Raw genomic sequence first — 25,762 nt, 5'->3', positions numbered from 1 at the left:
ATGAACCGCCCCACAACGCCGCCGTCCGATCGTCGGCCCCGTCCCGGCTTCACGCTGGTCGAACTGCTCGTCGTGCTGCTGATCGTCGGCATCATCGCCGCGGTCGCCCTCCCGGTGATCATCCCGGCGATCAGCCACCGCCAGGTCAGCGAGTCGGCCCGGATCGTCCAGGGGGGCCTGATCGCCGCCCGCGACTCGGCCCTGCGGAGCAACACGCCGCACGGCATCCGTTTCCTCCCGGACACGACCTATAACGGGATCGATCCGGGCTCGCCCGGCGGCATCAATCGCTTCCGAACCCTGGCCTCGAACCGGTTCATCCCGATCGAGCAACCGCCGGGGTACCGCGAGGGGGCGGTCGTCCTGGCGTTCCGGCAGGGATTCCAGACGGCCTTCACGGGCGGGTGGCCGTGGGTGACTCCGCCCTCGCCGGACGGGACTTTCCCCGGGGTCTCCTCGTTCGACGTCTATCCCAACGGCAACGTCCTGATGATCGTCCAGGGCGTCTTTACTCACGAGCCGATTTCAGACACCTATCCGTATGAGAATCCGACGTCCTGGTACTGGAACGTCCGCAAGGGGGACAAGATCCAGGTCAACAACACCGGGCCGTTCTTCACGGTCGTGGGGCCGGTGGACGTGCCGAATCCCGAGGGGTTCATCAACATGGACCCTGCCAACGGACCGACGTTCGGCACCCCCCCGAGCGGCGCCAGCACCTTCAAGCCCGAGATCCTCTTCGTCGTGAACGGCGTGGACGACGACAAGGACGGCTACATCGACAACGGCCAGGACGGCGTCGACAACAACCTCAACGGCCTGATCGACGACCTCGGGGAATGGTCGGAGCCGGAATACTGGCCGTCGGGGTTCACGGCGGATTCGGCGGGACTCCCCGTCACTCGAGGGGTATTCGGCGACCTCCACGAAGGCGGCGTGCCCTACACGATCATCCGCCGCCCGGTCCCCTCGCCGGGGGCGCGGGAGACGGTGCTTCCCTCGAACGTGGTCGTGGACCTGACGACTTCATTCCTATCGACGCGCGAGCGCTCGCGGCTGCCGGTCGACCCTTCCTCGGGGACCGTGGACATCCTGCTCGACTCCACCGGGAAGGTGGTGCCGGCGATGCAGTATTCGAGCCCCTCGTCGTATGGGATGGCGGCGTCGTTCTATCACATCTGGCTGGCGGAGCGGAGCGACCTGGCCGAGGTGGTGGTGGACACGTCGACCACGCCGCCGTCGGCCGTCCCCCTCGTCTCCGGCTACCCCTTCCTGCTCCCCATGCCGGTGGGGCAGAACGCCGGGGGCACCCCCAACGCGTACGACGTCCTGATGGGCTCGAATCCCACGCTGCCGTCCCTGAAGGGGGAGATGCGACTGCTCACGCTCTTCACCCGGACGGGGAACCTGATCACGACCGACCGCCCGTTGTTCAACGTGGCAAACGTGAACCAGCCCTACCACGCGCCCCAGCTCGGCGAACAGGGAGACGCACCATGATCCGCCCCGGCGACCATCGCGACCGGCCGGGCCGGTCGGGCATCACCCTGACGGAGATCCTGATCGGGATCATGATCCTGGGGGTCGGGCTGGTCTCGATCGCCACACTGTTCCCGATCGGCCTGCTGCGGCTCCGCGAGGCCCAGAGGCAGTCACGCTCGGCCCTCCTGTTCGAGTCGGCCGCCGCCGACATGGCCGCGCGGAACCTCGTCAACGCGCAGTCGTTCGTTTATGCCGATCTGCTGAACCTCTATGCGGGCTTCAGCTCCTGGTACCCTTGCCAGGTCAGCGTCAGGACGCCGGACGGCCTCTTCAACCCGCTCCTGCAGGACGCCGCGAGCTACGGCGGGGACGTCTACGCCGGTGCCGCTTTGACCGACCTGGTGGGGCTCGACGCGGGCAACTCCCTCTTCCATATCCGCGGCAGCGCCGGGCTCCCATTCGCCTACGATCCGCTCTGGCGATACAAGATGACGCTGTATCCGCAGGATCCCGCCGGGGCCGGCGTGGTACCCGAGGCCCGCTTCGGCTCCGGGATCGGCTTCGTCCGCAACGATCCCGACGGCGGCGCCCCGAGCGCCCACGGGCTCCAGCGGTTGACGAACTTCAACGGCCGGGTCCGCTCCACTTACACCGATGGAGCTGGAAACACGTTCCCGATCTATTTCATGCAGACGACCAACAATGTGCCGTCGATCTTCGTGTCGCCGGAGGACGTGGTCTGGAACGAGATGAACAACCCGTCGAACCTGAGCCCGATCCTCCCAGACCGGACCATCAGCGGCACCGGCGCGTCGGTCAACGACTGGCGGTTCTCCTGGATCTTCACCGGCCGGCTCGGCAGCTCCAGCAACGCCGCCACTTTCGAGGGGGACCTGGTGATCTATGAGAACCGGGCCTTCGACCTGGAATCGATGCCCAGTCCGCTCGACTCCTCCGTGACGATCGTCAAGCCGGCCGACGAGACGGTGGTGGAGGCGGTCTTCGGCTACAGCACGAACGTCGCGGCGTTCGGGCCCGTCGGCTATGGGTCGGCGGCCGACCGCACCGTGCTGCTGCGTTGGCCCGCCACGATGGCCGACCCGATCGTGAAGACCGGCGACTGGATCTGCGACGTCACCTACGAGCGTCAGCAGCTCGTCGCCCTCAACACCCAGGGCACCGTCGTCCAGACGGACGACACTGGCCGTTTCGTCGGGGTGCCGAACCCGCTCAACGGCGGCAAGTGGGACAACACCCCGGCGCAGCGGGCGTTCTGGTATCAGGTCGTGAAGACGACGCCGGCGGTGGTCGATCCGGGCTTCGCGGGCGACCCCAACGTGACCGGCGGCTTCCGCCGGATGATCGTCCAGGTCAACTCGGCCCTCCGCGCCCGGACGCCGATGACCGCGGGCGCCACGCCGAGCCCGGCGGTCGTGAACGCGGCCCTGATCGCGCCCCACGTCGTCAACGTCATCCCGCAGACCATCGTCATCCACTGATTGATCGATCCATTCGCCGATCTCGACGATCGCGGCCGCGTCGCCTCGTCTTCGCCGCGATCGTCCGACCCGCTCTCCGCCCGTCGCGGCTTCCCCGCCTCGGGGACGGGCGGGCCACCCAGTGCAGGGGCCCAGTCGTGAAGGTCTACCGCCGCATGAACGCGAATCTCCGCCGCCGCCGACGAGGCGTGACGCTCGTCGAGATGCTGGTCACGCTGGCCGTGCTCCTGCTGATGATGGCGCTCGTCGTCCAGATCTTCCAGGCCGCGACCGGCTCGATGAACGCCGCCCAGGTGTACCAGCGGCTCGACGACGACCTGCGCCGGCTCGACTCCACCCTGCGCTCGGACCTCGCCGGCGCCACGGCCAAGTTCACCCCGCCCAACGACCCCAAGGACCAACGCGGCTACTTCGAGTACGGCGAGAACGAGTACGCCGACAACGACGGCGAGGACATCGACGACTATATCCGACTGACCGTCAAAGCCCCCGCCGGCCGCCCGTTCACGGGCCGAATGTGGGCCAAGCCGGCTAACGTGCTGACGACCACCCTGTACATGGATCTGCTGACTCCGGCCGAACGGAGCGCCTCGCGGCCGATCACCGTCACCAGCGAGTACGCCGAGGTCATCTACTTCCTCCGCAACGGCAACCTCTACAGGCGGGTCCTGCTGGTGGCCCCCGAGCTGCAGTCCCGGATCGTGCCCTCATTTTCCGAGGTAGCCGCCGCCACCTGGAATCTGGGTTATTACGTGGCCTCGACGAGTTCCGGGGCGCCGACGTTTCCCTGGGCGTTCTTCCCGCCCGACCTCGGTGGGCTCCAAGTGAGCTGGCAGGGGGTCAACGACCTCTCCGCTCGGCCGGCGGCACGCGGCCTGCCGTCCACGAACGGCGCCAACAACTCGGTGGTCCTGAACTCGCTCGCGGACCTGACCGACCGCCACAACCGCTTCGCCATGCCTCGGTTCGCCGACGACTTCGTGAACCTGGCCGGCGGCTTGATCCCCGACGGCATCCCCGACGATTTCAACGGCGACAATGTGCCGGACTGGTATCCGACGCTCTACCCCAACATGATCGAAGATTCCGTCGCGGGCGGGTCGACGACGCGCGTCCTCTGGAACGTCTTTAACAGGCCGGCGATCACCGGAAACGGCAACCTCTATCCGAGACGCTACAGCCTGGCCTTCCCGTATGTCTTCCGGGGCGCCTACTCGCAGGCCCAGGCCCTGGCGAACTACTCGCCCGGCTGGATCCACGCACCCGCCCCCTGGGCGACGAACGGCGACGGCACGACGATCTACCAGTTCGACACCGACCCGATCAACTACCTGCTCAACCTGAACCACAATCCGCTCGACCTGGGCGACAACGCCCCGGCGCCCACCGTGACGGGCCAGAACTGGAGCAACCTCCAGACGCTGTGGCAGTTCCCGACCTGGCGGGAGACCCTGGCGCCGGAGTGGAACGACCCGACCTTCCAGGTCAATCAGCCGGGAGTCGGCCACGCCTTCCCGAACGGCCTGCTCCCCTCCAACGCGATCCCGGCGAACGCCGGCGAGACCCTCTCCGGGCATGTCGAGCGGGGTGCGAACATCGCGGGGAACCAGCTCCTCCCCCCCATGACGGCCGACTGGCGTGGGGTGCGTAAGGCGCAGCTGTTCACGGACGGGACCGGGGCCAACTCGGGCTACTTCGCCGGCGATCCGACCAATCCCCTCTGGGCCGACAACAGCTGGGAGGACGACCTGATCCTCACCAACGTCCGCAGCTTCGACGTGAAGGCCTTCGACCCGGCCCTCGCCGACTACGCCGACCTCGGCTGGGGCGACGACCTGCGGATCGCCGGTCCGGCCACCAGCGTCGGGGCGAATCCCTCGCTCGGCACGAATGAAAACCTGCCGTATCTGTACGGCAATTTCGACGCATTCGCCGGCGCCTTCGGCCCCAACGCCTACGCCCTGATCAACGGCTCGGCGTACAACGTGCTGGACCAGACGTTCGCCCACGAGGGCCGGATGCCGCCGCTGATCAACGACTACCGGTTCGACTCCCAGTACGGGGCCGTCGCGGCGGGCTTCTACGGGTCTACGTACCCCACCTACGACGGCAACATCGGCGACAACGCCCCCGGCCTCATCCGCCTGCGGCGGGTGTGGGACTCGTGGTCGACGACCTACAGCAAAGCCCCGGCGACGGGCGTGCGGGCGATCGACGGCTTCCCCCACGGGCCGCCGTTCTCGCCGCCGATCTACCCGTCCTACCCGGCGCCGTACCCGGCCCCGCTGCGGGGGATCCAGGTCCAGGTGCGGGTGGCCGACCCGACCAATCAACGCATCAAGATCCTCACCATCCGTCAGGACTTCACCGAGAAGCTCTGACGTCCACGAAGAAATTCGGAACGCGCGGACGCCCGAAGGCGTCGAAACCAGGCACGGGCGGAAGCCGGACGGCGGCGAGTCGAGGGAGCAAGGGGGACGACCATGACGACCAGTGCGTATCGAATGCGACGTCGCGAGCGGCGGGGGGTCATCCTGATCCTCGTCCTCGGCGTGCTGGGGCTGATGGCGGTGATCGGCGTGACGTTCGCCACGTTCACCGGGCAGTCGCGGATCGCCAGCCGGAGCTTCGCCCAGTCGAAGATCCAGCCCCAGAGCGAACTGCTGATGGACTTCGCCCTGTCGCAGCTCATCAGCGACACCAACGACGCCCGCTCGGCCATCCGCGGCCACAGCCTGGCCCGCGACATGTACGGCAACGACTCCAACCGCAACGGCTACCTGGAGGCCCGCCCCGACGGCGCCCGCACCGCCCCGGGGAACAACGCGTTGTTCTACATCACCCGGATCGACCCGGATGCGCTGCCGAACCGGTACATCCTGACGACGAACCTCGCCGAGGGCGACCCGGCCTTCTACGGGTATGACTTCACGCGGTGGACGATCCGCGTCGCCTACAACGGCACCGCGCCTCCCGGCTCGACCGGCGTGATCGGCCAGACGTTCGAGGTGGTGGCCGACGGCGGCTTCGTCTCGGGCTCGACCAATCCCCGCACCCTCTCGGTCGCAATCGCGCCGACGGACGCGTCGACCAGACTCTTCAACCCCAGCAACCTCCCCGTGGCCACGACCACGGTGACCCCCGCCAGCGCGCTCCTGAACACCTTGGGCACGAATTACACGACCGAGTATCGCTTCATCCTCGACGGCCGCTGGCTGCACGCCTTCAACGGGGCCGGCAAGAACGTCGACGCGAAGTTCGGCAACTTCCGGTACAACCTGGACTCCCCCGGCGCGGTTGGGATGGACGAGGACTACGACGCCGTCGACCTGGAAAACTGGTTCCTGGCGATGCAGAGCGCCGACGGCCAGCTGATCATCCCGTCGTTCCACCGCCCCGCCAACATCCGCTACCCGGCGGCCGGCCTGAACGACTGGGAGTTGCCGGACCGCACCAGCCTGTCCCGCATCCTCCGCCCGCGTGCATCCGACGGCCACGACCCGGCGACCTTCCCCGACCTGATCCCCAGCCCGACCACCGGCAAGATCACCTACGACGTGGACAACGACGGCGACGGGATCACCGACTCGGTCTGGGTCGACCTCGGCTACCCCGCCCGCCGCAACGCCCAGGGGACGCTCTACAAGCCCCTCTTCGCCTTCATGGTCGTCGGCCTCAACGGCCGGATCCCGCTGAACACCGCCGGCAACCTGGCGGGGCGGGCCACGGGCGAGGAAAGCAACGCCACCCACGCGTCGAACCTCGGCAATTCGGTCAGCGAGGTCGACCCGACCTACGGCCTGCAGAACGCGTTCGCCTCCGGTTACGCCCAGGCCGACGCCTCGGCCCTCGACGTCCGCCTCACGCAGCTTCGCAACATCGTGGCCGGCACCCGGCCGCAGGCGAACCCCGACGCGCCGGACACCACCGGCCAGGTCAACGGCGACGTCGACCCCGTGCAGATGGGCTGGCAAGACGTCGCGCAGACCATCCCTCGCTACACCTCGCTTCCCAACGGCAAGGCCGACGCCGGCGACGTCGATAACGCCGGGAACAGGCCTCCCGTCGCTCCGAACCCCGTCGTCCGAACGACCAACCCTGTCGCCGGCCGTTGGGGCGAGCCGGATTCCGTCCCCGGCGGCTCCTACGCCCCCCTCGGTGCGAACTACAGCAACGAGGTCCGGCCGGGCTATTCGATCAGCGTCTACGACTACAACTCCAGCGGCGTCCCGGCCGACGCGGCCGACGACGATTTCAACTCGTTCGACGCCTACCCGGCCGGGGCGACCGGACGGCTCGGCGAGCGGGGCGATTCCGACTTCTACGACGCCGCCGGCGCGCTGCTGCTGCCGGTCGAGCGGATGCGACGGTTCCTCACGCCGGTCGATCTGAACGGGTCGGGCTCGGTGAGCCGCTGGAACTCCCGGGGCGGCGGCGGCAGCGGAGGCGACTACTGGGGCCGCGTCGAGTATCGCGGCTACTATCGCCCCCCCGGCCTCCCCGGGCAGATCGACCCGGGCACCGGCCAGATCGGCTACCCCTGGGGAAACGGCGACCCCTATCCGGCGGCCATGGCCAGCCTGGCGAACCTGGGCGCGAGAGTCGCCCACAATAACAACATCCTCCACGGCTACGAGGCGTTTCTCAACCCGAACACCCGCGGCACCCCGCAGCGTTCCGGCGGCATGCTGGCCTACAAGACCTTCCCCCCGCCCGCCACCGACGCGGTCGGCACGCCCACGCAGATGCCGACCTACGACAACAAGATCAACTCGGGCGTCGACTACAACTACAGCTACACCGACGACTCCGGCACCGTGGTCAACGTCGCGGTGGACAGCCGGTCCGACGGCCTGAACGAGGCCGACGAGTTGAACCTCTACAAGCTCAACCCGAACCTGGATTCGCCGTTCAGCAACGCGGACCTGGAGTGGCTCTACCGCCGTCAGGACGTCGACGGCCCGGCGCTCGGCAGCCGGCTGGCTTCGCTGGCGCCGATCAGTTTCCTCAACGACCTGGACGCGCTTCGGCGGCGTCGGCTCTTCGCCGTCGAGTCGTGGGAGACGAACGCCTACGCCTGGACGAACGACAACCCGCCGTACGCTTTCGACCGGCCGCTGGACGTCCCGCCCCACGCCGCGGGCGATCCGCAGTTTCCCGACAACCGTCGATTCGCGTCGCCCACGACCAACGCCAACATGGCGTCGATCTCGCCGACCACCTACACGCCGGCCCTGGCACAGCGGGGGCGGAAGATCAACCTGAACATGCCGCTGCCGGTCTCGAACGACCCCAACGAGCCGATCCGCCGCAAGTGGATCACCGACGCCTATCAACTCCTCAAGACCGTGCTGCCGCCGCGGTCCGTCGATACGCCCGAGGAGCTGGCGCAGCTCGGCCAGTACCTCGTCAACCTGGTCGACTTTCGCGACCCCGACTGCACGATGACCAAGTGGGTCAACCCGGACGTCAACTTCGCGCCCATCGGCACGCTGACGCCGCTGAACACGCTCCCGATGCTCACGTTCACCTCGGGGACGGGCATCACGCCGCTCGAGCAGTTCGGGATGGAGTTCAATCCGGTCGCGATCAACGAGGTGCTCGCCTACTCCTATGCCCGTAAGGAGGGCGTCGGGTCGGGCGTGGACACCGGCCGGTTCTTCGTGGAGCTGGTGAACACGCTGACCAAGCCCGAGACCGGGACGCCCGCGAACAACGCCGGCCAGGTCAACTTGAGCGGGTTCAACTCGGCCGCAGGCGCCCCCTACGACGGCGCCTGCTGGGACCTGATCTTCACCGAGGACACCCCCGGCAGCCGTCCCGACCCCTTCAACGGTCAGCTCCAGCCGGGCTCCACGCTCCACAGCCTGACGCCCCTCCACCCGGCCGCCTTCACGCCGGCGACCAACGCCGTCCTGAATCCTCTTCCCCGTCAGAAGGGGGCGACGGCCGTCGACTTCTTCGGCACGGCGGCCGACCCGAAGTACGTTGCGACGATCGCGAACGCCTTCCCCGGCGCCGGGACCGAGGCCGACAGCGAGACCATCCCGGTGGCGACCAGCCTCCCCGCCACCGCGAACCTCTTCACGCTGGCCGCGGACCACGACCCGATGAACGGGGCCGTGGCTGGCTTCACCCTGCCGTTCGGGGTGCTCCCGAAGCAGATCGACGGCACGCGCACCACGACCCGGCCCATCAAGATCCCCCGGACGGCGGGGCAGGCCACGTATTACTGGGTCTGCCTGCGCCGCCCCGCCAATCCGATGGCCCCGGTCTCGGACGACAATCCGATGGTCGTCGTGGACAGCATGCGGTTCCCTTACATCGATGCCGGCGGCACCGTGCGGACCGATCCCAACCCCACTCCGTCGGACGAGCCCGACCGGGTGGACATCGTCACCCTTAAAGGCACCAATGACATCTTCTCGTATCAGCGTCTCCAGCCCTATCGCGGCGGCCAGGCCGTTCCGGTGAACGGTGCCGTGGGAGGCAACATCGACCCCCGCTACGGCTACACCAACCAGATCGCCGCGCCGGTGACCACCCTGGGAGGGGTCATCAACTACGGGACCAGCGCCACGCAGCAGACCGGCTCTCAGGGGCCCCAAGTCTCCCTCGGCCAGATCTATCACACCTTAGGCCTCCCGAACGACGGCACGATCGTCGGCGGGAACCCGGCCGAGTACTGGGACCTCTTCCCGTTCCACGACCGCGACTTCACGAGCCCCTTCGAGCTGACCCTCGTGCCCGGCGTGGCCCCCGGCCTGTTCACCAAGCACTTCGCGGAGTTCGCCCCCTCGGGGGATCCCCTGTCACCCCAGCGAGTGGGACTCGCCAACGCGGCGGCCGGCGTGCTGACTACCAGCCGCAACGCGATCACGAGGCCGATCCTCACGCCAACCGTCGCGAGCCCGTTCGCCACGGCGGAGCTGGCCCAGCCGTTCACTTTCGAGGCGACGGCGAACCCCGTCAGGCCCCACACGTTCCCCTACCTGGTCGACAAATTCTTCTACACGGCGGCCGGGGCCTCGGGCATCGCGGATACGCTCTACACGACCCCGACCGCACCGGCGACCGTGGGCGGCTACGCCAGCGACGGCTGGTTCCGGATGTTCGAGTTCTTCGAGGTCCCCAGCCAGATGGCCGGCGCGATCGGCACCGTCGCGGCGGGGACGAACTTCGACTGGGCCCGTCAGGACCTCCGGGCGGGGCAGCTCAACCTGAACCTGATCATCGATGAGGAGGTCTTCCTCGCCCTCCTCGGCAAGCAGGATATGTCGGGGGCCGTCCCCACCTTCCTGCAGCAGCTGATGAACCCATATCAGCTGCCTCTGCCGGCCGCGGTCGGCCTGACGGAATTCACAGGGGGACTCTGGACGGGGCCCCTGGCTGCCGGTTATCCCACGATCCCGATGGTCGTCACCGGGACCCGGGACAACGGGGCCCCGGCGTACGCCCACCCCATGCAGAACGTGGGGACGGTCGCCCCGGATCCCGTCGCGGGCGGTTTGGCGAATCGGATGAAGGCGGCCTTCGCGCAGTTCCTCTGGGCGCGGCACGGCGGGTCGGGCTTCCTCTTCGGATTCGGCGAGGGGGTGACCGGGCAGAACGCCGCGATCACGCCGCCGGCCCCCCCGGTGAACTCCGCCCACCCGGATTACCTGACCAAGATCCCGGCCGAGCGTCCCTTCCGGTCGCTCACGTTCCCGGACGTGGACGCCACGTCGATGCGGCCGGCGTCGCTGCCGCCTTCGTTCTTCTCCGACCCCGTCGTCGACCCCGCCACCACGAACGATCCGGGCGTCCGGAACCTGGCCCTGTTCCCCGGCTACAACCGGGTGGTCGGCCCGATCAGCACCGCCGCCGCTACCGTGCTGCCCCCGGCCATTCCCACGCGTCGGCTCTTCCAGATCCCGGACGGCTCGGCAGAGAGCAACGCCAGCGTCCTCGGAGACGGCTCGATCAACCGCATTCGACCTGCCGGGGCCAACAACCCGACGATCGGCGGGCTCCCTCCCATCGTGACGGTCACGAGCGGGCCGACGGTGAACCTCAACGACGGCGCGACCAGCGTCTTCATCCCCCAGGCCAACACCCCCACCGGCTACCCCGAGATCTCCCTCGGTCGCGGCGGCGGCGGCGTCAACCAGACCCAGCACCCGTATTTCCGGGGCGAGCTGATGCAGCGGGTCATGAACCTGACCACCGTGCGGACGCACCAGTTCGCGGTCTGGATCACGGTCGGGTTCTTCGAGGTGAAGCGGGAGGGGGACATCGCGATGGTCGGTGATCCCACCTACCCCCAGGCGGCCTTCGACATCCTGGGGCCGGAGATCGGGGCTTCCACGGCCGAGAACACTCGCTATCGCAGCTTCTTCGTGGTCGACCGCCTGAAGCTCACGGGCTTCGACCCCGAGTCGATGGGGGCCTACCAGGCCGCCGTCCTGTACCGTCGGACGATCGAATGAGCCCGGCCCGGGGCCCGGGCCTCGTCACAGGGGCCCGGGCCGAACGTATTGTCTTAGGGGTCGATGTTTGGATACGATTCCGGTAGTCTCGTTCTCCCCGTCTAGTGAAAGGACAGCCTTCATGAAGCCCCGTCGTCGTCGCCAAGGTTTCACGCTGATCGAGCTGCTGGTCGTCATCAGCATCATCGGCGTCCTGGTCGGCCTGCTGCTGCCGGCCATCCAGTCGGCCCGCGAGGCCGCCCGCCGCGCCCAGTGCCAGAACAACCTCAAGAACATCGGCCTGGCGCTCAACAACTACGCCATCCGCAAGGGCGCCTACCCGGCGGCGGGCACGTTCTTCGAATATCCGGTCACGCCCGCGCACGACGCGGCGAACGAGTCGGTCCTCTACGAGGCCCAGGCCCCCAACGCCACGACCATCGCCCCCCGCGCGGCCAAGAGCTGGGTCGTCGAAATCCTCCAGGATCTCGACCAGGCCGACCTGGCGAACAACTGGACGCATGAGTTGAACTACCTGGCGACGACGGCCCCCGGCACGTCGACGCCGAACGCCCTCATCTCCCGGACGGCCCTCGCCATCCTGCGATGCCCGGACGACTCCAACTTCACCCCGAATGAGGGCAACCTGAGCTACGCCGCCAACGGCGGCTTCGCCCGGTACGCGGCCGCCCCCTTGCGGTGGCAGGGCTTCACGATGGACGGCGATTCGGCCGGCGGCAGCCAGAGCCAGGCGCTCAGCTGGGATTCCGCCGGGGCGCTGGCCCAGGGCGTCAACCAGAAGCTCGGCGTCATGTTCATCAACTCGATCTACAGCAACAACAACGGGATCGACACGGTCACCGACATCCCCGGCGCCCTCAGCGGACGCAACCCGGGCTGGGGCGGCACGAAGACCACCACCGCCAGCATCGTCGACGGCTCCGGCTCGACCGTCCTGATCGGCGAGAGCACGCTGGTCGGCTACTCGACCGGGACGGCGTACTCCGGCATGGTCGAGAGCAACTGGGCCGCCCCCTGGCCGACCTTCGCCCTGTTCATGGGCTCCGACGACATCTGTGGGGCCAGTGGCGCGTGCAACACGGCCTTGGCCGATGGCACCAACTCCACCGACGCCACGACCTGGGCGGCCGCCAATCGGGTCGGCAACTTCGAGAACATCGGCTACGGCCAGGCCCTGACGATCAAGGGGACCTTCCCGTTCGTCACCAGCGGGCACCCGAACGGCAGCAACTTCGCCTTCTGCGACGGCTCCGTCCGGTTCATCCAGAACTCGATCGACGGCGTCGTGTATGCCAAGATCCTGACCCCCGCCGGCAGCAAGCTCCCTGTCCCCTACAAGCAGCAGCCGGTCAGCCAGGACGCGTTCATCAACTAAGTCCACGCCGGGCGACGACCGGCCTGGAACGATGACGGCCTGAACGAGACGACGGGCCCCCATGACCCGCCCGGCGGACCTTGAATCCGCCGGGCGGGTCGTTTCGTATCCACCGGCGGCGGGAATCGGGATATCTCAGTCGGCAGAGGACTGGGTGGTTGACTCACCCTGGGTTTCGGGTACATTGTTACCTGTCGCAAGCAAAGGGCGCATAGCTCAGTTGGCTAGAGCGTACCCCTGATAAGGGTAAGGTCCCAGGTTCGAATCCTGGTGCGCCCATTGCCGTTTCTCCCTCCTCTCACCTCATTTCGCCTTGCCGGGCCCGACCTGCGGCCCTCCCTTTCGCCCGGGCGATCACCGGGCTAAAATCATCGGCCGTTCCGATCGAGTTCGATCTTCTCGAACCTCGTCCGGGACCCGCCGCGCTCCCCAGGCGTTCCCCCTTCCCAGGACTGCGCACGATGATGCGACGACCGATGGCACGGCCGAGACTCGCCCTCCCGATCATCCTTTTGGCGACGATCGCCTCGGCCGCCGTCGCCGCCGATGAGGTCCCGAAAGGGGAGGTGCAGAAGCATGCGTTCGGGTCGAGCACCGTCTTCCCGGGGACGACGCGGGACTACTGGATCTACATCCCGAAGCAGTACGACCCATCAAAGCCCGCGTGCCTGTTCGTCTGCCAGGACGGCCTGCAGTACAACGCGCCGGCGGTCTTCGACGAGCTGATCGCGAAGGGAGAGATCCCGGTTCTCATCGGCGTGTTCGTGATGCACGGCCGGGTGAAGGCCCCGACCGACGCGGCCCTCGACCGCTTCAATCGGAGCCTCGAATACGACGGCCTCGGCGACGCCTACGTCCGGTTCCTGACCGAGGAACTCCTGCCCGAGGTCGAGAAGCACCAGGCGGAGGACGGCCGGCCCGTCCGTCTCTCGAAGGACGGGAACGACCGCGCGATCGGCGGATCCAGCAGCGGGGCGATCTGCGCCTTCACGGCCGCCTGGGAGCGTCCTTCGGCCTTTCGGCGGGTCTTCAGCGCCATCGGCACCTACGTCGGCCTGCGGGGCGGCAACGACTATCCCACGCTCATCCGCAAGTACGAGCCGAAGCCGTTGCGCGTCTTCCTGGAAGACGGCTCCAACGACCTGAACATCTACGGCGGCGACTGGTGGATGGCCAACCAGGAGATGGAGAGGGCGCTCACCTTCGCCGGATACGAGGTCGCCCACGATTGGGGCGACGGCGGGCACAGCTCCAAGCACGCCACGGAGATCTTTCCCGAGGCCATGCGATGGCTCTGGAAAGGCTGGCCCACGCCGATCCAGGCCGGGCCGGGGTCGGACAAGCTCCAGGAGATCCTGATCCCGGGCGAGGGCTGGACGGTCGCCGCCGAGGGCGCGGCCGCCGCCTCGATGGCCGTGGACCCCGCGGGCGACGTCTTCGTGAGCGACGCCTCGGCGTCGCGGATCGCCCGGATCGGCGACGGTCGCGCCGAGCCGGTCGAGGATCGGCCCGAGGCGATCGTCGATGCGCTCCTCGGGCGGCTCACGCGGAACGACGGAGTCCGCTTCCGGCTGTTCCCCGGGCCCGGCGAGACGTCCACGAGCGGCCGGCAGGTCGAGGCCCGATCGCCCGAGGGCGAGCCCGTCGTCTCGAACACCGGGCTGCCCGACGCCGGGAGCGTGGCCCTCTCGCCGGACCAATCGTTGATGTACGTCGCCGACGCGGCCAGCCGCTGGGTCTACAGCTTCCAGGTCCAGCCCGACCTCTCGCTCCGATACGGCCAGCGTTATTACCATCTCCATCTCCCGGACGACGCGCGCGACGCCGGGACGGCCGGCCTTTGCGTGGACCGTGACGGCCGGCTCTACGCGGCGACGAGCCTGGGCGTCCAGGTCTGCGACCAGGCGGGTCGGGTCAATGCGATCATCCCCACCCCCCGAGGGGCCGCCGCCGCCGTGTCGTTCGGCGGGCCGGATTTCGATGTTCTCTACGCCGCCAGCGGCAACATCGTGTACAAGCGAAGGGTGAGGCCGCACGGCGTCCCCGCGTTCACGCCCCCCCTGAAGCCCGCCGCCCCCCGCCTCTGATCCGAGGACCCGACTGGGGTGTCTCGTCGAAGGCCCTGAGAGCGGCCGAGGGTCGCCGTACGCGACGCTTGATCCACTCTCCTGGCCGCCGCTTGCGCCGCCTTGGCGCAACATGGCGTGGAATTCGTGAAACATCAGGCCAGGAGCGGCACAACTGGCCCGAGCTTGCGTACATGGTGGACGAGGATGCGTCCTCCCCGGCGGATGGGGAGGAGCGACGCCCCTGGGCCCTCGGGCCAAGGGAATCGGCGAAGGTTCGTCGCGGGGTCGCCGCAAGGAACCCGGGCCTTCGCATTCGGGAGTCGGCGAGGAAGGTGAACATGAGGAACGAGACGCGGTCCCAGAGCCCGACCATCATCCTGCGGATCAGCGACGGCACCCGCCTGATGCGCCAGGTCTTCGCCGACTTCGGGCAGGCTTCGCGGAGCGCCGAGGCCTATGCTCGGGACGGTTTCATGGTCGACATGATGTCCGCCACGGGGACGTTCCTGATGGATTTCGCTCCGCTGCGGCCGACCGTCGCGGTCTGAGGGGAGGGCGATGGAGGCGCGGCGATCCCCCGCGAAACGCCCGAAAACGGGGGGCCAAGCGGGGCGAGAGCGGGAAAATCGCCGAAAACCCTGGATTTTCGGGGGGGGGCCCTGATTTTCTCTGGAGGTTTGCGGCATAATCGTCGAAAACGATCGGCAGGAGCCACGACGACCGCTCTTCAACGGGGAGGGGGGAATCGACCGGCTCGCAAGACGTTCGGCGTCGATCTTTCTGGAAAAGGGTGATCCTGCAATGGCCAAGAAAGCCGCTCCCAAGGCCGCGGAAGCGAAGGCGGCCCCGGCCCCTGCCGCCAAGACCGCCGCGAAGGCCGCGACCAAGACCGAGATCTTCACCGCCATCGCCGCCAAGACGAACCTGAGCAAGAAGGACGTCGCCGGCGTGTTCGAGGCCATGTCCGAGCTGATCGAGAAGGAGATCGGCAAGAAGGGCCCCGGGCTGTTCGTCATCCCCGGCCTGCTGAAGATCAAGGTCCAGCACAAACCGGCCACCAAGGCCCGCCCGGGCTTCAACCCGGCGACCAAGGAGCAGATCACCATCAAGGCCAAGCCGGCGCGCAAGGTCGTCAAGGTCCTCCCGCTCAAGGCCCTCAAGGACCTCATCTGAGCCGTCGTCCCTCCTCGTCGCCTCGATCCACCGACCGCGTCGGCGGACCCTTTTCGGGGGTTGCGCCCGACGCGGTTCGTCGTTTCCGGCCGTACGCTCTCCATCCTCGACTCGAAGGCTTCGGGCTCAGCTCCTCGGCGAACGATACCAGGCCACGAATCGGTCCAGGCCCTCGCGGAGCGACGTGCTCGGGGCGTAGCCCAGTTCGCGGGCGGCCAGCGAGACGTCGGCGAAGGTCTGTCGGACGTCTCCCGGCTGCTCCGGGGCGAGACGGATGAGAGCCGGCTTGCCCAGGGCCGCGGCGAGGGTCTCGATCATCTCCCGAAGCTCGACCGGACGGGAGTTCCCCAGGTTGTAGAGCTTCAGGCCCTCGCAACGGTCGATGGCGCGCGCCACGCCGTCGACGATGTCGCCGACGTAGGTGTAGTCGCGCCGGGTGCCGCCGTCGCCGAACATCACGACCGGCTCTCCGCGCTCGATCCGGTCCGCGAACAGCGAAACCGCCAGGTCGGGCCGGTTCCTCGGCCCATAGGCGGTGAAGAACCGGAGGCCGGTAATCGGCAGGCCGTGGAGATGGTGGAACGCGTGCGCCATCAGCTCGCAGGCCCGCTTCGACGCGGCGTAGGGGCTGACCGGCCGGTCGACGGGGTCGCTCTCTCGGAACGGTCCCTCGTCACGGTCGCCGTAGACGCTCGAGCTGGACGCGTAGACGAACCGGGGCAGGGGGTCGAGCCGCGCGGCGGCCTCCAGCCAGTTCACCGTCCCCAAGACGTTGACCTCGGTGTAGAGGGCCGGCGCGGCGATGCTGGGGCGCACCCCGGCGCGGGCGGCCAGGTGGACGATGGCCTCGGGACGCGTCTCCCGGACCAGGGCACCCACGCCGGCCGCGTCGCGTACGTCCAGCTCCACCAGGCGGCAGCCGGGCCGCGCGAGCGCCGCGGCCAAGTTCGCCTCCTTGACGGCGCGGGGATAGTAGGCGTCGAAATCGTCGACGACGACGACCTCGCGACCGTCGTCGAGCAGGCGGTCGACGAGGTGCGAGCCGATGAATCCCGCGCCTCCGGTGACGATGGTCGTCATTCGGCGATCAACTCCCAGTGGATCGCGGCGGATCGACCGTCGACGATCAGCGCGACGCCCGCGCCGTCGGGGAGGGGCTCGACCGTCGCGGGTTTCGCCCGGGCCCCGGAGGCGTCGAGGGCGAAGGCCTTGATCGTCCCCTTGCGCCGCCACTCCACTCGCGCCCGGACGGGCTCCTGGAGGAACGGCGGGCGGCCCGGGTCGGAGGTCTCGCGCTTCCAGGGGTCGACCCAGCGGTAGCCGGTGGGCTCCACGCGGGCGATCGTGGTGACCAGCAGACGCTCGGCCTCGGCGATCGGCTTCGGGCCGGCCGACGAGGCCACGACGACCGCGAACGGCGACTCGGCGGAGACGCCGAGCGTGGGGAAATCCGCCCCTTCGCCGCCGTTCCAGCCGGCGATCCCCTGGGTGTAGGGCGTGTCGACGACCAGCCGGCCGCGATCGTGGTCCCATCCCGGCACGGGGCCCCGCCGCCGGGGTGTGTTGCGCGCCGTCCCGGAGTCGTGGGGAGTCGCGGCCTCGCCCCGCCCGCGGAGCAGGATCGATGCGGCGTGGGGCCACAGGGCGAAGACCTGGGGGACGCCGTTGGCGACCTCGGGGATCTGGAAGATGTCCTCGACGCCCACGGTGCCGACGGGGCCCTCGCCCCAGACCTTGGGATGGATGAAGACGCCCCGTCGGACCAGGGCGTCCCAATCCTCGTGCAAGGCCGTGGCCGAGGCCAGGAGTTGATCGGCGGCCTCGTGAGGCAGGGCCCAGGCGCCCAGGGTCTGCGGGCACCACTGCCCCACCACGTAGGGCTTGCCCTCCACCTGCTTGCGCGAGGCCCCGGCCGCGAGCCCGCCGTCCGCCGCCCAGAGCTGCGAGCGGAACTCGGGGTCGGACCAGAGGGGAGGGGCCCAGTACAGGCGGTCGTCGATCAGGTCCAGGCCCGTCGCGGAGAGGGAGGCCGCGAACTCGGGCTCTCGCCGCCAGTGCGAGACGCCGGCCAGCGGCGCCTTCAGGCCGGCCTTGCGCAGGCTCGCGGCCCAGCCGGAGTAGTGAGCCGACTCGATCGACTGCCAGAGCCGACGACCGGAGACCCCCCGCGCTTTCTCGGCCCGGGCCCGCAGCTCCGCCCCATAAACGGCGGGGAGCGAATCCGGCCGGTCGATGAGGTCGAACAGGGAGACCTCGCCCGCGAGCGTGACCCACGCCACGCCGGGGTCGTCCAGGAGCGTGCGGCCGGTCTCGGCGTTGCGCCTGGACAGGAACGCGACGGAAGTGTCCCGCGCGAGCTTGCCGATGCCGGGGTCGAGGAGCGCCGCGGGCCCCCCGCCGGCGGGGAGCAGCCCGGCCGCCTTCACCTCGTCCTCGGCCCGGAATCGACGGCCGCCCAGCAGCTCCAGCGCGACGTAGATCCCGCGTTTTTGCAGGGCGGCGATCAGGTGGTCGAGCCGCTCCAGGGCGATCGGGTCGAACTCCTTGGTGTCGTCCCGGGCGTCGTCGAGGAGGCTCCGGTCGGGGCCGAGCGGCGTGTCCAGCTCGCCGATCCGGACGAGGTTCACGCCCGAGCGGGCCAGGCGGTCGGCCAGGGCGTCGGACTTCTCCAACTCCTGGAAGGCGGTCGGAGGCAGGAGCTGGACGCCGAAGAACCGGGCCCGCCCGCCTTCGCGGAAGGCGAGCCGGCCGTCCTTGACGACCACGGCCCCCTTCGAGCCCGCCGGCGAGGGGCTCAGGAACGAGAAATCGAGGGCCGAGCCGGCGGCGATCTCCGCGGCGGACTGGTGCTCGTGCCAGCCGATGACGTCGTCGGCGGCCTGGTAAGGGCCCCAGGAGCCGAGTTCGGGATTCGGCGCGGCGGTGACACGCAGGTCGTCGACCCGCAGCGATCCCACGCCGTCGGACTTCTCGAGCTGGACCACGGCGCGCACGGCGCCGCGGGGGACCGGGACCACCGTGCGTTGGGGTCGCCAGTCGAACGTGCCGGCCCACTGGAACGCCGGTGCGCCGCCGCGGCGCCCCCCCAGCGGCTCGCCCTGGGCGTCGAGGAAGTAGAAGGCCGCGGCGGCACCCCCCGAGCCGCGAAGGCCCTGCCCCTTGGCGTAGAGCGAAAGCTCCAGGGCGTCGAAGCCCTCGACCGGCAGGGCCAGCCCGCTCAGGACCCGCGCGCCGGATCGCGACAGTTCGATCGCCGTGTCGGACTCGCGTCCGGGTGACGTCCGGGCGGCGTCGTTGTTGACGATCCAGTAGGCCGGCACCGGGTCGCCCAGCTCGAAATCGCCGTTGACCACGAGGTTCGTGGTCTCGACCGATCGGCGGGGGACCATTTCAAACGTCAGGCCGTCCACGTCGAGGCGGCCCGCCGCCCCCATGAGGCCGACCGACATGATGGCGTCGCGCGCACCTGGGGGGACGGCGATCCTTTTGGCGACGCGGGTCCAGCGGTCGCCCACCGAGCGCGTCCAGGGGCCCATCGTGCCCCGCGAGAGGTGCCTCAACTCGTCGCCGAGGAAGTCGATGAGGAGGCTCGGCTCCTCGCCCCCGCGCTCGCCGTACTCGACGTCCTTCAGGCGGACCCACAGGCCCAGGACGATCGCCTCGACCTGACGTCCGTCCACCCCGAAGGCGCGGCTGAGGCGGGCCGGGCGGCCGCGACGCTCGCAGGCGAAGCGGACGAAGCGTGGGCCGGCCGCGCCGCCGGCTTGCTCGATCGCGGCGTCCCGGGCGTTGTACCAGCCGTCGGGCACGCCGTCGCCGTTGGCGTCCAGCTCCAGATCGTCGCGGGGGGGGGGTGGCGGCCGGAGGATCTCGCCGGTCGGCTGCTGGGCGGCGCCCGCCGAGGAGAGGGCCAAGATCAGGCCGATCGCGAGCGACCAGGTGACGGGCATCGACTTGTTCACGGGGGATCTCCGCGGCGTTGCCGGACGTCCGCTCATCGCTCGGCCTTGGGGGCGGGCTGGGTCGATTCGGCGGCCTTGGGCTCGGCCGTCTCCCGTAGCGCCTTGCCGGTCATGGGGACGAACAGGGTGGGCTTCAGCTCCTTCATGACCAGCTTGCCGTCGCGCTTGATCCCCAGGTGGACGCTCTGGGTGAATCGGTCGCCGAGGGGGATCACCATGCGACCGCCTTCCTTGAGCTGCTCGACCAGCGGCCCGGGGATGCGCTGGGGGGCGCAGGTGACGATGATCGCGTCGAACGGGGCGGCGTCGGGCCAGCCCTCGTAGCCGTCGCCGACCTTCGTGTGGATGTTGGTGTAGCCGAGTTCCTTGTGGACCTTCGCGGCCCGCTCGCCGAGGGGGGCATGGATCTCGACCGAGTAGACGTCCTTCACCAGCCGCGAGAGGATCGCCGACTGGTATCCCGAGCCGGTGCCGACCTCGTAGACCTTGTCGGTCGGCTTGGGTTCGAGGACCTCGGTCATGAAGGCCACGTCGTAGGGCGGGGTGATCGTCTGCCCCTCGCCGATCGGGATGGACTCGTCGTCATAGGCCTGGCGGTTGGTCCCCGGCGGCAGGAACTTGTGGCGAGGGACGGTCCGGAAGGCGTCCAGGACGCGGGGATCCTTGATCCCGCGCTCGACGAGGTGGCGCTGGACCATCCGGTTGCGGGGACGGGCCGTCGGATCCTCCTCCGCAGGCGGGCTGGCCGGCGCCTGGGCGAGGGCGGCGATCCCGACGGCGAGGAGGACCAGCGGCGTGAAGAACCCCGCGAGGGCCGGCGGCCCTCCCACCCTGGAGCGTCGTCTCATCGAAGTCTCCCTTCCTCGATCGATCGGGAACGCGTCGGCGCCAAGACCCAAGCTTACCACGCCGCCGCCGGGGGCTTCACGAGAGGCGCACGGGAGCCGCGCTTTTCCGCTTGCGGGTGGAGGGCCGGAGAAAGGCTCCGGAAGATCCCGAGAACCGTCGCAAGCCGGATTGGTCGAAATCGTCGCCGACGTTATGATCTAGGGAGTGCGACGGCGTCGAATCTCGACGAGGCCGTATCCGGGGGAACCGGGAGCCTCGGCGATCCCACCGCGACGCCGGGGCGATCCTCCCATGGATGGCGGCCGCCGGCCGCTTCGCCGGGTTCGGGGTGAGCATGACGTCGATCCAGACCGCCGACCTGTTGCTCGGGCTCGTGGCCGCCGTCGCCGTGGCGACGACGCTGGCGTCGACCTGCTGCCTCTTCTGGATCACCCGCCGCCCTCGCGGCCTCCCGGATCATACCCCGCCGGTCACGATCTTCAAGCCCCTGAAGGGGCTTGACGAGGAGCTGGAGACCAACCTCGCCAGCTTCTTCGCCCTGGATTACCCGACCTATCAGCTCCTCTTCTGCGTGGCCGACCCCGCCGACCCGGCGGCGGCCGTGGTCCGCAAGCTGATGGAAGAGCATCCGGAGCAGGACGCCCGGCTGGTGGTGGGCTGCCCGCCGTTCGGCCTCAACCCCAAGGTCGAGAGCCTGGCGGCGATGGAGCCGTTCCGTCGCCACGACGTGCTCCTCATCAGCGACTCCAACGTCCGCGCCCGCCCTTCGTACCTCCGCGAGACGGCCTGCCACCTGGCCGAGCCTAGCGTGGGCCTGGTGACGAACCTCTTCGTCGGCGAGGGGGAGATCCAGGGGGGGGCCGTGATGGAGAACCTCCAGCTCAACGGCTACATCGCCGGCGGCATGGCCCTCGCCTCGGTGCTGGGCGTGACCTGCGTCGTCGGCAAGTCGATGATGCTGCGGGCCTCGGTCCTGGAGGCGATCGGCGGGTTCGCGGCGGTCCGGAACCTGCTGGCCGAGGATCAGGTGATCGGCATGCGGGTCCGCAAGGCCGGCTACTCGATCCGACTGAGCCACCACGTCATCGAGAACGTGAACCGCCGCCGGGGCTTCACCTGGTTCCTCAACCGGCACTCGCGCTGGTTCAAGATCCGCCGCCGCCTGGCCCTGCCGGCGTTCGTCGCCGAGCCGCTCGCGAACCTGACGACCATCGGCCTGGTCTGGGCGTTCTCGGGCGAGTCGGGCATCGCCTGGGGCGGCCTGCTCGGACTGGTCGGGCTCGGGATGGCCCGCGACGCGGTGCAGGCCCGGTGGCTGGGGGGATCGTTCCCCAAGCTCCGGCACCTGATCTACAGCCCGATCAAGGACCTGATGCTCCTGCCGCTCTGGTTCGACGCCCTCCTGAACAGCCACGTCCAGTGGCGGGGCCACCGATTCTACGTCGGCCGGCTCACGCGGCTGATGCCCGACCCCCGGGCCCGCTCGGCGACCGGGGTCGCAGGTCGTTCGCCCCGACGCCAGGGCGGGCCTCCCGCCGAAGGCCCCACGCCGCGCCAGCCTTCCGAGGAATCGACCACGCCCGCCCCCGAATGATCGAAGGCCGACGGCCGGAAAGGACCCAGTTGATGGAAGGAGAGCCTGCCGCATCGGAATCCGACGCCTCCGCCCGCCCCGCCCCACGCCCGACCACCTCGACGACCCGGCGCGTCCCGCCGCGATCCTCCTCGTCGCCCCTGATCCTCGCGGCCCTCGCCGCCCTCGCCCTCGCCCCCGTCGCACACGCGGACGCGCTCCAAGACGTCCGTGCGGGAAAGATCCTCCGATACGGCAGCGACATGGAAGGGGGAGGGCCCTACGCGTTCCCCGACCCCGCCTCGCCACGCTCGGTGACGGGCTTCGAGGTCGAGATGATGGAGCGGCTGGCCGGCGGCCTCGGCGCGTCGGCCGAGTTCTCTCAGGGCCAGTGGGACAAGCTCCTCTCCGTCCTCGACGCCCGCCGGTTCGACGCCGTGGTCAACGGCTACGAGTGGACCGAGGTCCGCTCTCGCGATTACCTCGCCACCCGGCCCTACTACATCTACCAACTCCAGCTCATGGGCCCGACGGGGGGCTCGATCGGGTCGTGGGAAGACCTCAAGAGGCCCCGCGCCGACGGCCGCCGTTGGCGTGTCGGGGTCCTGGTCGGCTCCGCGGCCGACGTCTTCGCGGAGGAGGAGGCCGGCTCGACGATCGAGGTCGTCCGCTTCGACGGCGCGACCGACGCCATGCTCGCGACCCAGAACGGCCAGTACGACCTCACGCTGCAGGACGTCCCCGCCGCCCTCTTCTACAAGGACCGTTTCCCAGGCCTTGAAGCCATCGGCCCCCCCGTCTCTCGGGGGTACTACGTGATCTACACGCGGAAGGCCGACGCCGCGCTGAGGGACGCCCTGGACGAGGGGATCGGCCGGCTCGCGGCCTCGGGCGAGTTGCGGCGGATCTACGAGAAATACGGGATCTGGAACGACCTGCAGCGCGAGTTGACCGAGTTCGCCGGCCCGATCGCGCCGGCCTCGGGCCAGTTCTCGGCCAGGGGCTGGGAGCTGCTGGCGCGGTATCGAGGCCGGCTGTTCGACGCGGCCCGGGTGACGCTCGGGCTCTCGTTCGGTTCGATGCCGCTGGCGATGGCGATCGGCCTGGCCGTCGCGCTGGGCCGGATGTACGGGCCCGGCTGGCTTCGCGGCCTGCTGGCGGCCTACGTCGAGCTGATCCGGGGTACTCCGTTGATGCTCCAGCTCTACGTCCTGTTCTTCGTGCTCCGCCTCCCCCCCTGGGTGGCGGGGATCGCCGGGCTAGCCCTGAACTACTCGGCTTACGAGGCCGAGATCTACCGGGCGGGGCTCCAGGCGGTCCCCCGCGGGCAGATGGAGGCGGCCCTGGCGCTCGGGATGTCGCGCTGGACGGCGCTGCGGCGGATCGTGATCCCGCAGGCGGTCCGCCTGGTGATCCCGCCGGTTTCGAACGACTTCATCGCCCTGTTCAAGGACACTTCGGTCTGCTCGGTGATCACGCTGGTCGAGCTGACCAAGCAGTACTCGATCCTGGCCAACAGCACCGGGGGCGTGGTGGAATTCGCCGCGGCGACGGCCGCGATCTACCTGGCGATGAGCCTGCCGCTTTCCTGGTTCTCGCGATGGTCCGAACGCCGACTGGGCGCCGAAGGCGTGAAGGGGGGGCTCGCATGATCGTGGTCGAAGGGCTGGTCAAGCGCCACGGGGTCGTCGAGGTGCTCCGCGGCGTGGACCTCGCGGTCGCGAAGGGGGATGTGGCCTGCCTCATCGGGCCTTCCGGCGGCGGCAAGAGCACGTTCCTGCGGTGCCTGAACGGCCTGGAGCGATTCCAGGCCGGTCGGGTCGCGATCGGTGACCTGGAGCTGACCGCCGAGCAGACCCCGGCCGAGCACGCGAGGGCGGCGCGACGGGTCTGCCGACGGATGGGTATGGTCTTCCAGGCGTTCAACCTCTTCGCCCATCAGACGGTCCTGCAGAACGTGATCGAGGCCCCCGTCCAAGTGCTGGGGATGGGGCGGAATGAGGCCGTCGAGCGAGCCCGGGCGCTCCTGGACCGCGTCGGCATGGCCGATCGCCTGGACGCGCGGCCGAGGGAGCTATCGGGAGGCCAGCAGCAACGGGTGGCCATCGCGCGGGCCCTGGCGATGGGCCCCGAGGTCATGCTCTTCGACGAGCCGACCAGCGCCCTCGACCCGCGCATGACCGGCGAGGTGTTGGGGGTGATGACCGACCTGGCGCGCGACGGCCAGACGATGATCGTGGTGACGCACGCCATGGGCTTCGCCCGCAAGGTCGCGAGCGTCGTGCACGTCTTCGGTGAGGGCCGCGTGGTCGAGTCGGGGGAGCCGGGCCGGGTGTTCGACGCCCCCGCGCACGAGGCGACCCGGAGCCTCCTGGCGGAGGTCCGGGCCGCGTGAGTTCCCGGGCGTTTCGCCGTCAGCGGGGCAGGGGGGCGGGGACGTAGTCCGAGCGGGTGACCGGCTGGGACTGGATGATGACGGGGGCCCGGCCGGGGACGATGTACTGCTGGACCTCGGACCGGCCGCGGACCTCGGCCGGGTTCCGCATGGCGGCGCGGTCCTCGCTGCGATCGAGCGCCTCGGCGAGCGACTCCCAGCGGCGGATGCCCGCCTCGACGCGTCCCAGGCGGGCCTTGAGCTGGGCGGCCTCCTCGCGGAGGGCCTTGAGCTGCTCGTCGGCCTCCTTGCGGTTCCGCTCGACGAACGAGCGGGCCTTCGCGTCCGGGTCGTCGGCCGAGGGGCGGGGCCGGGCGGCCGGGGCCGGCTCGGGCACCGCGATCGGCTCGGGTGCCGCGATCGGCTCGCGTTCGCGGGCGGGCGGCAGCGGGTTGGCGGCCGGCTCGTCGATCGGGGCCGGCGCGGCCGTCGGTCGCGGGGTCGTCGCGGGGGCGGGCGGGATGTCCAGCTTGAGCGCGGGCTCGTCGGGCGCGGCGGGGAGGTCCTTCAGGGGCTCCGGCTTCGTGGGCGCCGGCGCGGCGTCGGGGAGGGCGGGCGCGGGGTCGAGCGTCCCGGGCGCCGGCGTCGGGTCGTCCAGGCCTGCCGGGAGGGCCGGGGCCAGTGCCGCGGCGGGGTCGTCCTGAAGGTTCGAGGTGGCGATCGAGGAGCCCGTCGCCACCGCCATGAAGGCGATCACGCCGAGTATGCCCAGGCCGCGAGCGATCCGCGTCGGCGTCACCATGACATCATCCTTCCTAGATGCGATCCTGCGTCCATGCCGGGCTGCTCGTCCAGCCCGAGATCGTGCGTCCGGGAGTCTACCCCTGGAGTCCCTCCCTGCCAAGGCGAAGTGGGGCGATCTGGCGCACCGGCGCCGG

At 69.6% G+C, this 25,762-nt stretch carries 15 protein-coding genes and 1 tRNA gene; 12 read left to right on the top strand and 4 right to left on the bottom strand.

All coding sequences use genetic code 11. The annotated features are described in order from the left end of the window. From G6O68_RS15085 to G6O68_RS15045, 9 genes are all read left to right on the top strand, one after another. Nucleotides 1-1,500 carry a prepilin-type N-terminal cleavage/methylation domain-containing protein gene (locus tag G6O68_RS15085; RefSeq protein WP_165249173.1) on the top strand — a complete coding sequence of 500 codons (1,500 nt, stop codon included), beginning with the start codon at nucleotides 1-3 and terminating at the stop codon, nucleotides 1,498-1,500. Next, complete coding sequence (locus G6O68_RS15080; protein ID WP_165249171.1) at nucleotides 1,497-2,981, top strand: type IV pilus modification PilV family protein; 1,485 nt, start codon at nucleotides 1,497-1,499, stop codon at nucleotides 2,979-2,981. Before G6O68_RS15085 ends, G6O68_RS15080 begins: the two co-directional genes overlap by 4 nt. A 155-nt stretch (nucleotides 2,982-3,136) precedes the next feature. Continuing rightward, a complete protein-coding gene (locus G6O68_RS15075) occupies nucleotides 3,137-5,362 on the top strand; it encodes a prepilin-type N-terminal cleavage/methylation domain-containing protein (protein WP_165249169.1) in 2,226 nt (741 codons plus the stop codon). A gap of 102 nt (nucleotides 5,363-5,464) precedes the next feature. Then, nucleotides 5,465-11,449, top strand: a complete 5,985-nt coding sequence (locus G6O68_RS15070; RefSeq protein WP_165249167.1) for a hypothetical protein — start codon at nucleotides 5,465-5,467, stop codon at nucleotides 11,447-11,449. Nucleotides 11,450-11,570: 121 nt separating this feature from the next. Further along, nucleotides 11,571-12,824, top strand: coding sequence for a DUF1559 family PulG-like putative transporter (locus G6O68_RS15065; RefSeq protein WP_165249165.1), 1,254 nt, complete (start codon nucleotides 11,571-11,573; stop codon nucleotides 12,822-12,824). Between the two features lie 205 nt (nucleotides 12,825-13,029). After that, nucleotides 13,030-13,103 (top strand) — tRNA-Ile (locus G6O68_RS15060). Between the two features lie 182 nt (nucleotides 13,104-13,285). Continuing rightward, complete coding sequence (locus G6O68_RS15055; RefSeq protein WP_165249163.1) at nucleotides 13,286-14,911, top strand: alpha/beta hydrolase-fold protein; 1,626 nt, start codon at nucleotides 13,286-13,288, stop codon at nucleotides 14,909-14,911. Nucleotides 14,912-15,231: 320 nt separating this feature from the next. Next, nucleotides 15,232-15,441 carry a hypothetical protein gene (locus tag G6O68_RS15050; RefSeq protein WP_165249161.1) on the top strand — a complete coding sequence of 70 codons (210 nt, stop codon included), beginning with the start codon at nucleotides 15,232-15,234 and terminating at the stop codon, nucleotides 15,439-15,441. 253 nt (nucleotides 15,442-15,694) lie between these two features. Beyond that, nucleotides 15,695-16,066: an HU family DNA-binding protein gene (locus G6O68_RS15045; RefSeq protein ID WP_165249159.1), complete on the top strand. Its 372-nt coding sequence runs from the start codon at nucleotides 15,695-15,697 to the stop codon at nucleotides 16,064-16,066. 126 nt (nucleotides 16,067-16,192) lie between these two features. Here G6O68_RS15045 and G6O68_RS15040 read toward each other — a convergent pair whose 3' ends face one another. The 3 genes from G6O68_RS15040 to G6O68_RS15030 are packed head-to-tail and all read right to left on the bottom strand — an operon-like array spanning nucleotide 16,193 to nucleotide 20,876. After that, nucleotides 16,193-17,146, bottom strand: coding sequence for a GDP-mannose 4,6-dehydratase (locus G6O68_RS15040; protein WP_165249157.1), 954 nt, complete (start codon nucleotides 17,144-17,146; stop codon nucleotides 16,193-16,195). Then, complete coding sequence (locus G6O68_RS15035) at nucleotides 17,143-20,028, bottom strand: hypothetical protein (protein ID WP_240911249.1); 2,886 nt, start codon at nucleotides 20,026-20,028, stop codon at nucleotides 17,143-17,145. Before G6O68_RS15035 ends, G6O68_RS15040 begins: the two co-directional genes overlap by 4 nt. A gap of 32 nt (nucleotides 20,029-20,060) precedes the next feature. After that, nucleotides 20,061-20,876, bottom strand: coding sequence for a protein-L-isoaspartate(D-aspartate) O-methyltransferase (locus G6O68_RS15030; protein WP_165249155.1), 816 nt, complete (start codon nucleotides 20,874-20,876; stop codon nucleotides 20,061-20,063). Between the two features lie 296 nt (nucleotides 20,877-21,172). Between G6O68_RS15030 and G6O68_RS15025 the strand changes: the two genes are divergently transcribed. Genes G6O68_RS15025 through G6O68_RS15015 form a run of 3 tightly spaced genes read left to right on the top strand, consistent with a single transcriptional unit; the run spans nucleotide 21,173 to nucleotide 24,845 of the window. After that, nucleotides 21,173-22,471 carry a glycosyltransferase gene (locus tag G6O68_RS15025; RefSeq protein WP_240911247.1) on the top strand — a complete coding sequence of 433 codons (1,299 nt, stop codon included), beginning with the start codon at nucleotides 21,173-21,175 and terminating at the stop codon, nucleotides 22,469-22,471. Nucleotides 22,472-22,503: 32 nt separating this feature from the next. After that, nucleotides 22,504-24,102, top strand: a complete 1,599-nt coding sequence (locus G6O68_RS15020; protein WP_165249153.1) for an ABC transporter permease subunit — start codon at nucleotides 22,504-22,506, stop codon at nucleotides 24,100-24,102. Next, nucleotides 24,099-24,845: an amino acid ABC transporter ATP-binding protein gene (locus G6O68_RS15015; RefSeq protein ID WP_165249151.1), complete on the top strand. Its 747-nt coding sequence runs from the start codon at nucleotides 24,099-24,101 to the stop codon at nucleotides 24,843-24,845. Before G6O68_RS15020 ends, G6O68_RS15015 begins: the two co-directional genes overlap by 4 nt. Before the next feature lie 19 nt (nucleotides 24,846-24,864). Here the strand turns inward: G6O68_RS15015 and G6O68_RS15010 are convergent, their stop codons facing one another. Continuing rightward, complete coding sequence (locus G6O68_RS15010) at nucleotides 24,865-25,626, bottom strand: hypothetical protein (RefSeq protein ID WP_165249149.1); 762 nt, start codon at nucleotides 25,624-25,626, stop codon at nucleotides 24,865-24,867. Nucleotides 25,627-25,762 lie beyond the last annotated feature (136 nt).

Origin of the sequence: Paludisphaera soli (genome assembly GCF_011064595.1) — a bacterium.
GTDB classification, from domain to species: domain Bacteria; phylum Planctomycetota; class Planctomycetia; order Isosphaerales; family Isosphaeraceae; genus Paludisphaera; species Paludisphaera soli.
The sequence above is the reverse complement of the archived record's forward strand: the minus strand, read 5'-3'. Positions and strand labels throughout refer to the sequence as shown.

Bases quoted from the DNA above. Each gene is read 5' to 3' on its own strand.
- G6O68_RS15085 (WP_165249173.1), top strand. From the start codon at position 1: ATGAACCGCCCCACAACGCCGCCGTCCGATCGTCGGCCCCGTCCCGGC.
- G6O68_RS15080 (WP_165249171.1), top strand. From the start codon at position 1,497: ATGATCCGCCCCGGCGACCATCGCGACCGGCCGGGCCGGTCGGGCATC.
- G6O68_RS15075 (WP_165249169.1), top strand. From the start codon at position 3,137: ATGAACGCGAATCTCCGCCGCCGCCGACGAGGCGTGACGCTCGTCGAG.
- G6O68_RS15070 (WP_165249167.1), top strand. From the start codon at position 5,465: ATGACGACCAGTGCGTATCGAATGCGACGTCGCGAGCGGCGGGGGGTC.
- G6O68_RS15065 (WP_165249165.1), top strand. From the start codon at position 11,571: ATGAAGCCCCGTCGTCGTCGCCAAGGTTTCACGCTGATCGAGCTGCTG.
- G6O68_RS15055 (WP_165249163.1), top strand. From the start codon at position 13,286: ATGATGCGACGACCGATGGCACGGCCGAGACTCGCCCTCCCGATCATC.
- G6O68_RS15050 (WP_165249161.1), top strand. From the start codon at position 15,232: ATGAGGAACGAGACGCGGTCCCAGAGCCCGACCATCATCCTGCGGATC.
- G6O68_RS15045 (WP_165249159.1), top strand. From the start codon at position 15,695: ATGGCCAAGAAAGCCGCTCCCAAGGCCGCGGAAGCGAAGGCGGCCCCG.
- G6O68_RS15040 (WP_165249157.1), bottom strand. From the start codon at position 17,146: ATGACGACCATCGTCACCGGAGGCGCGGGATTCATCGGCTCGCACCTC.
- G6O68_RS15030 (WP_165249155.1), bottom strand. From the start codon at position 20,876: ATGAGACGACGCTCCAGGGTGGGAGGGCCGCCGGCCCTCGCGGGGTTC.
- G6O68_RS15025 (WP_240911247.1), top strand. From the start codon at position 21,173: ATGGCGGCCGCCGGCCGCTTCGCCGGGTTCGGGGTGAGCATGACGTCG.
- G6O68_RS15020 (WP_165249153.1), top strand. From the start codon at position 22,504: ATGGAAGGAGAGCCTGCCGCATCGGAATCCGACGCCTCCGCCCGCCCC.
- G6O68_RS15015 (WP_165249151.1), top strand. From the start codon at position 24,099: ATGATCGTGGTCGAAGGGCTGGTCAAGCGCCACGGGGTCGTCGAGGTG.
- G6O68_RS15010 (WP_165249149.1), bottom strand. From the start codon at position 25,626: ATGGTGACGCCGACGCGGATCGCTCGCGGCCTGGGCATACTCGGCGTG.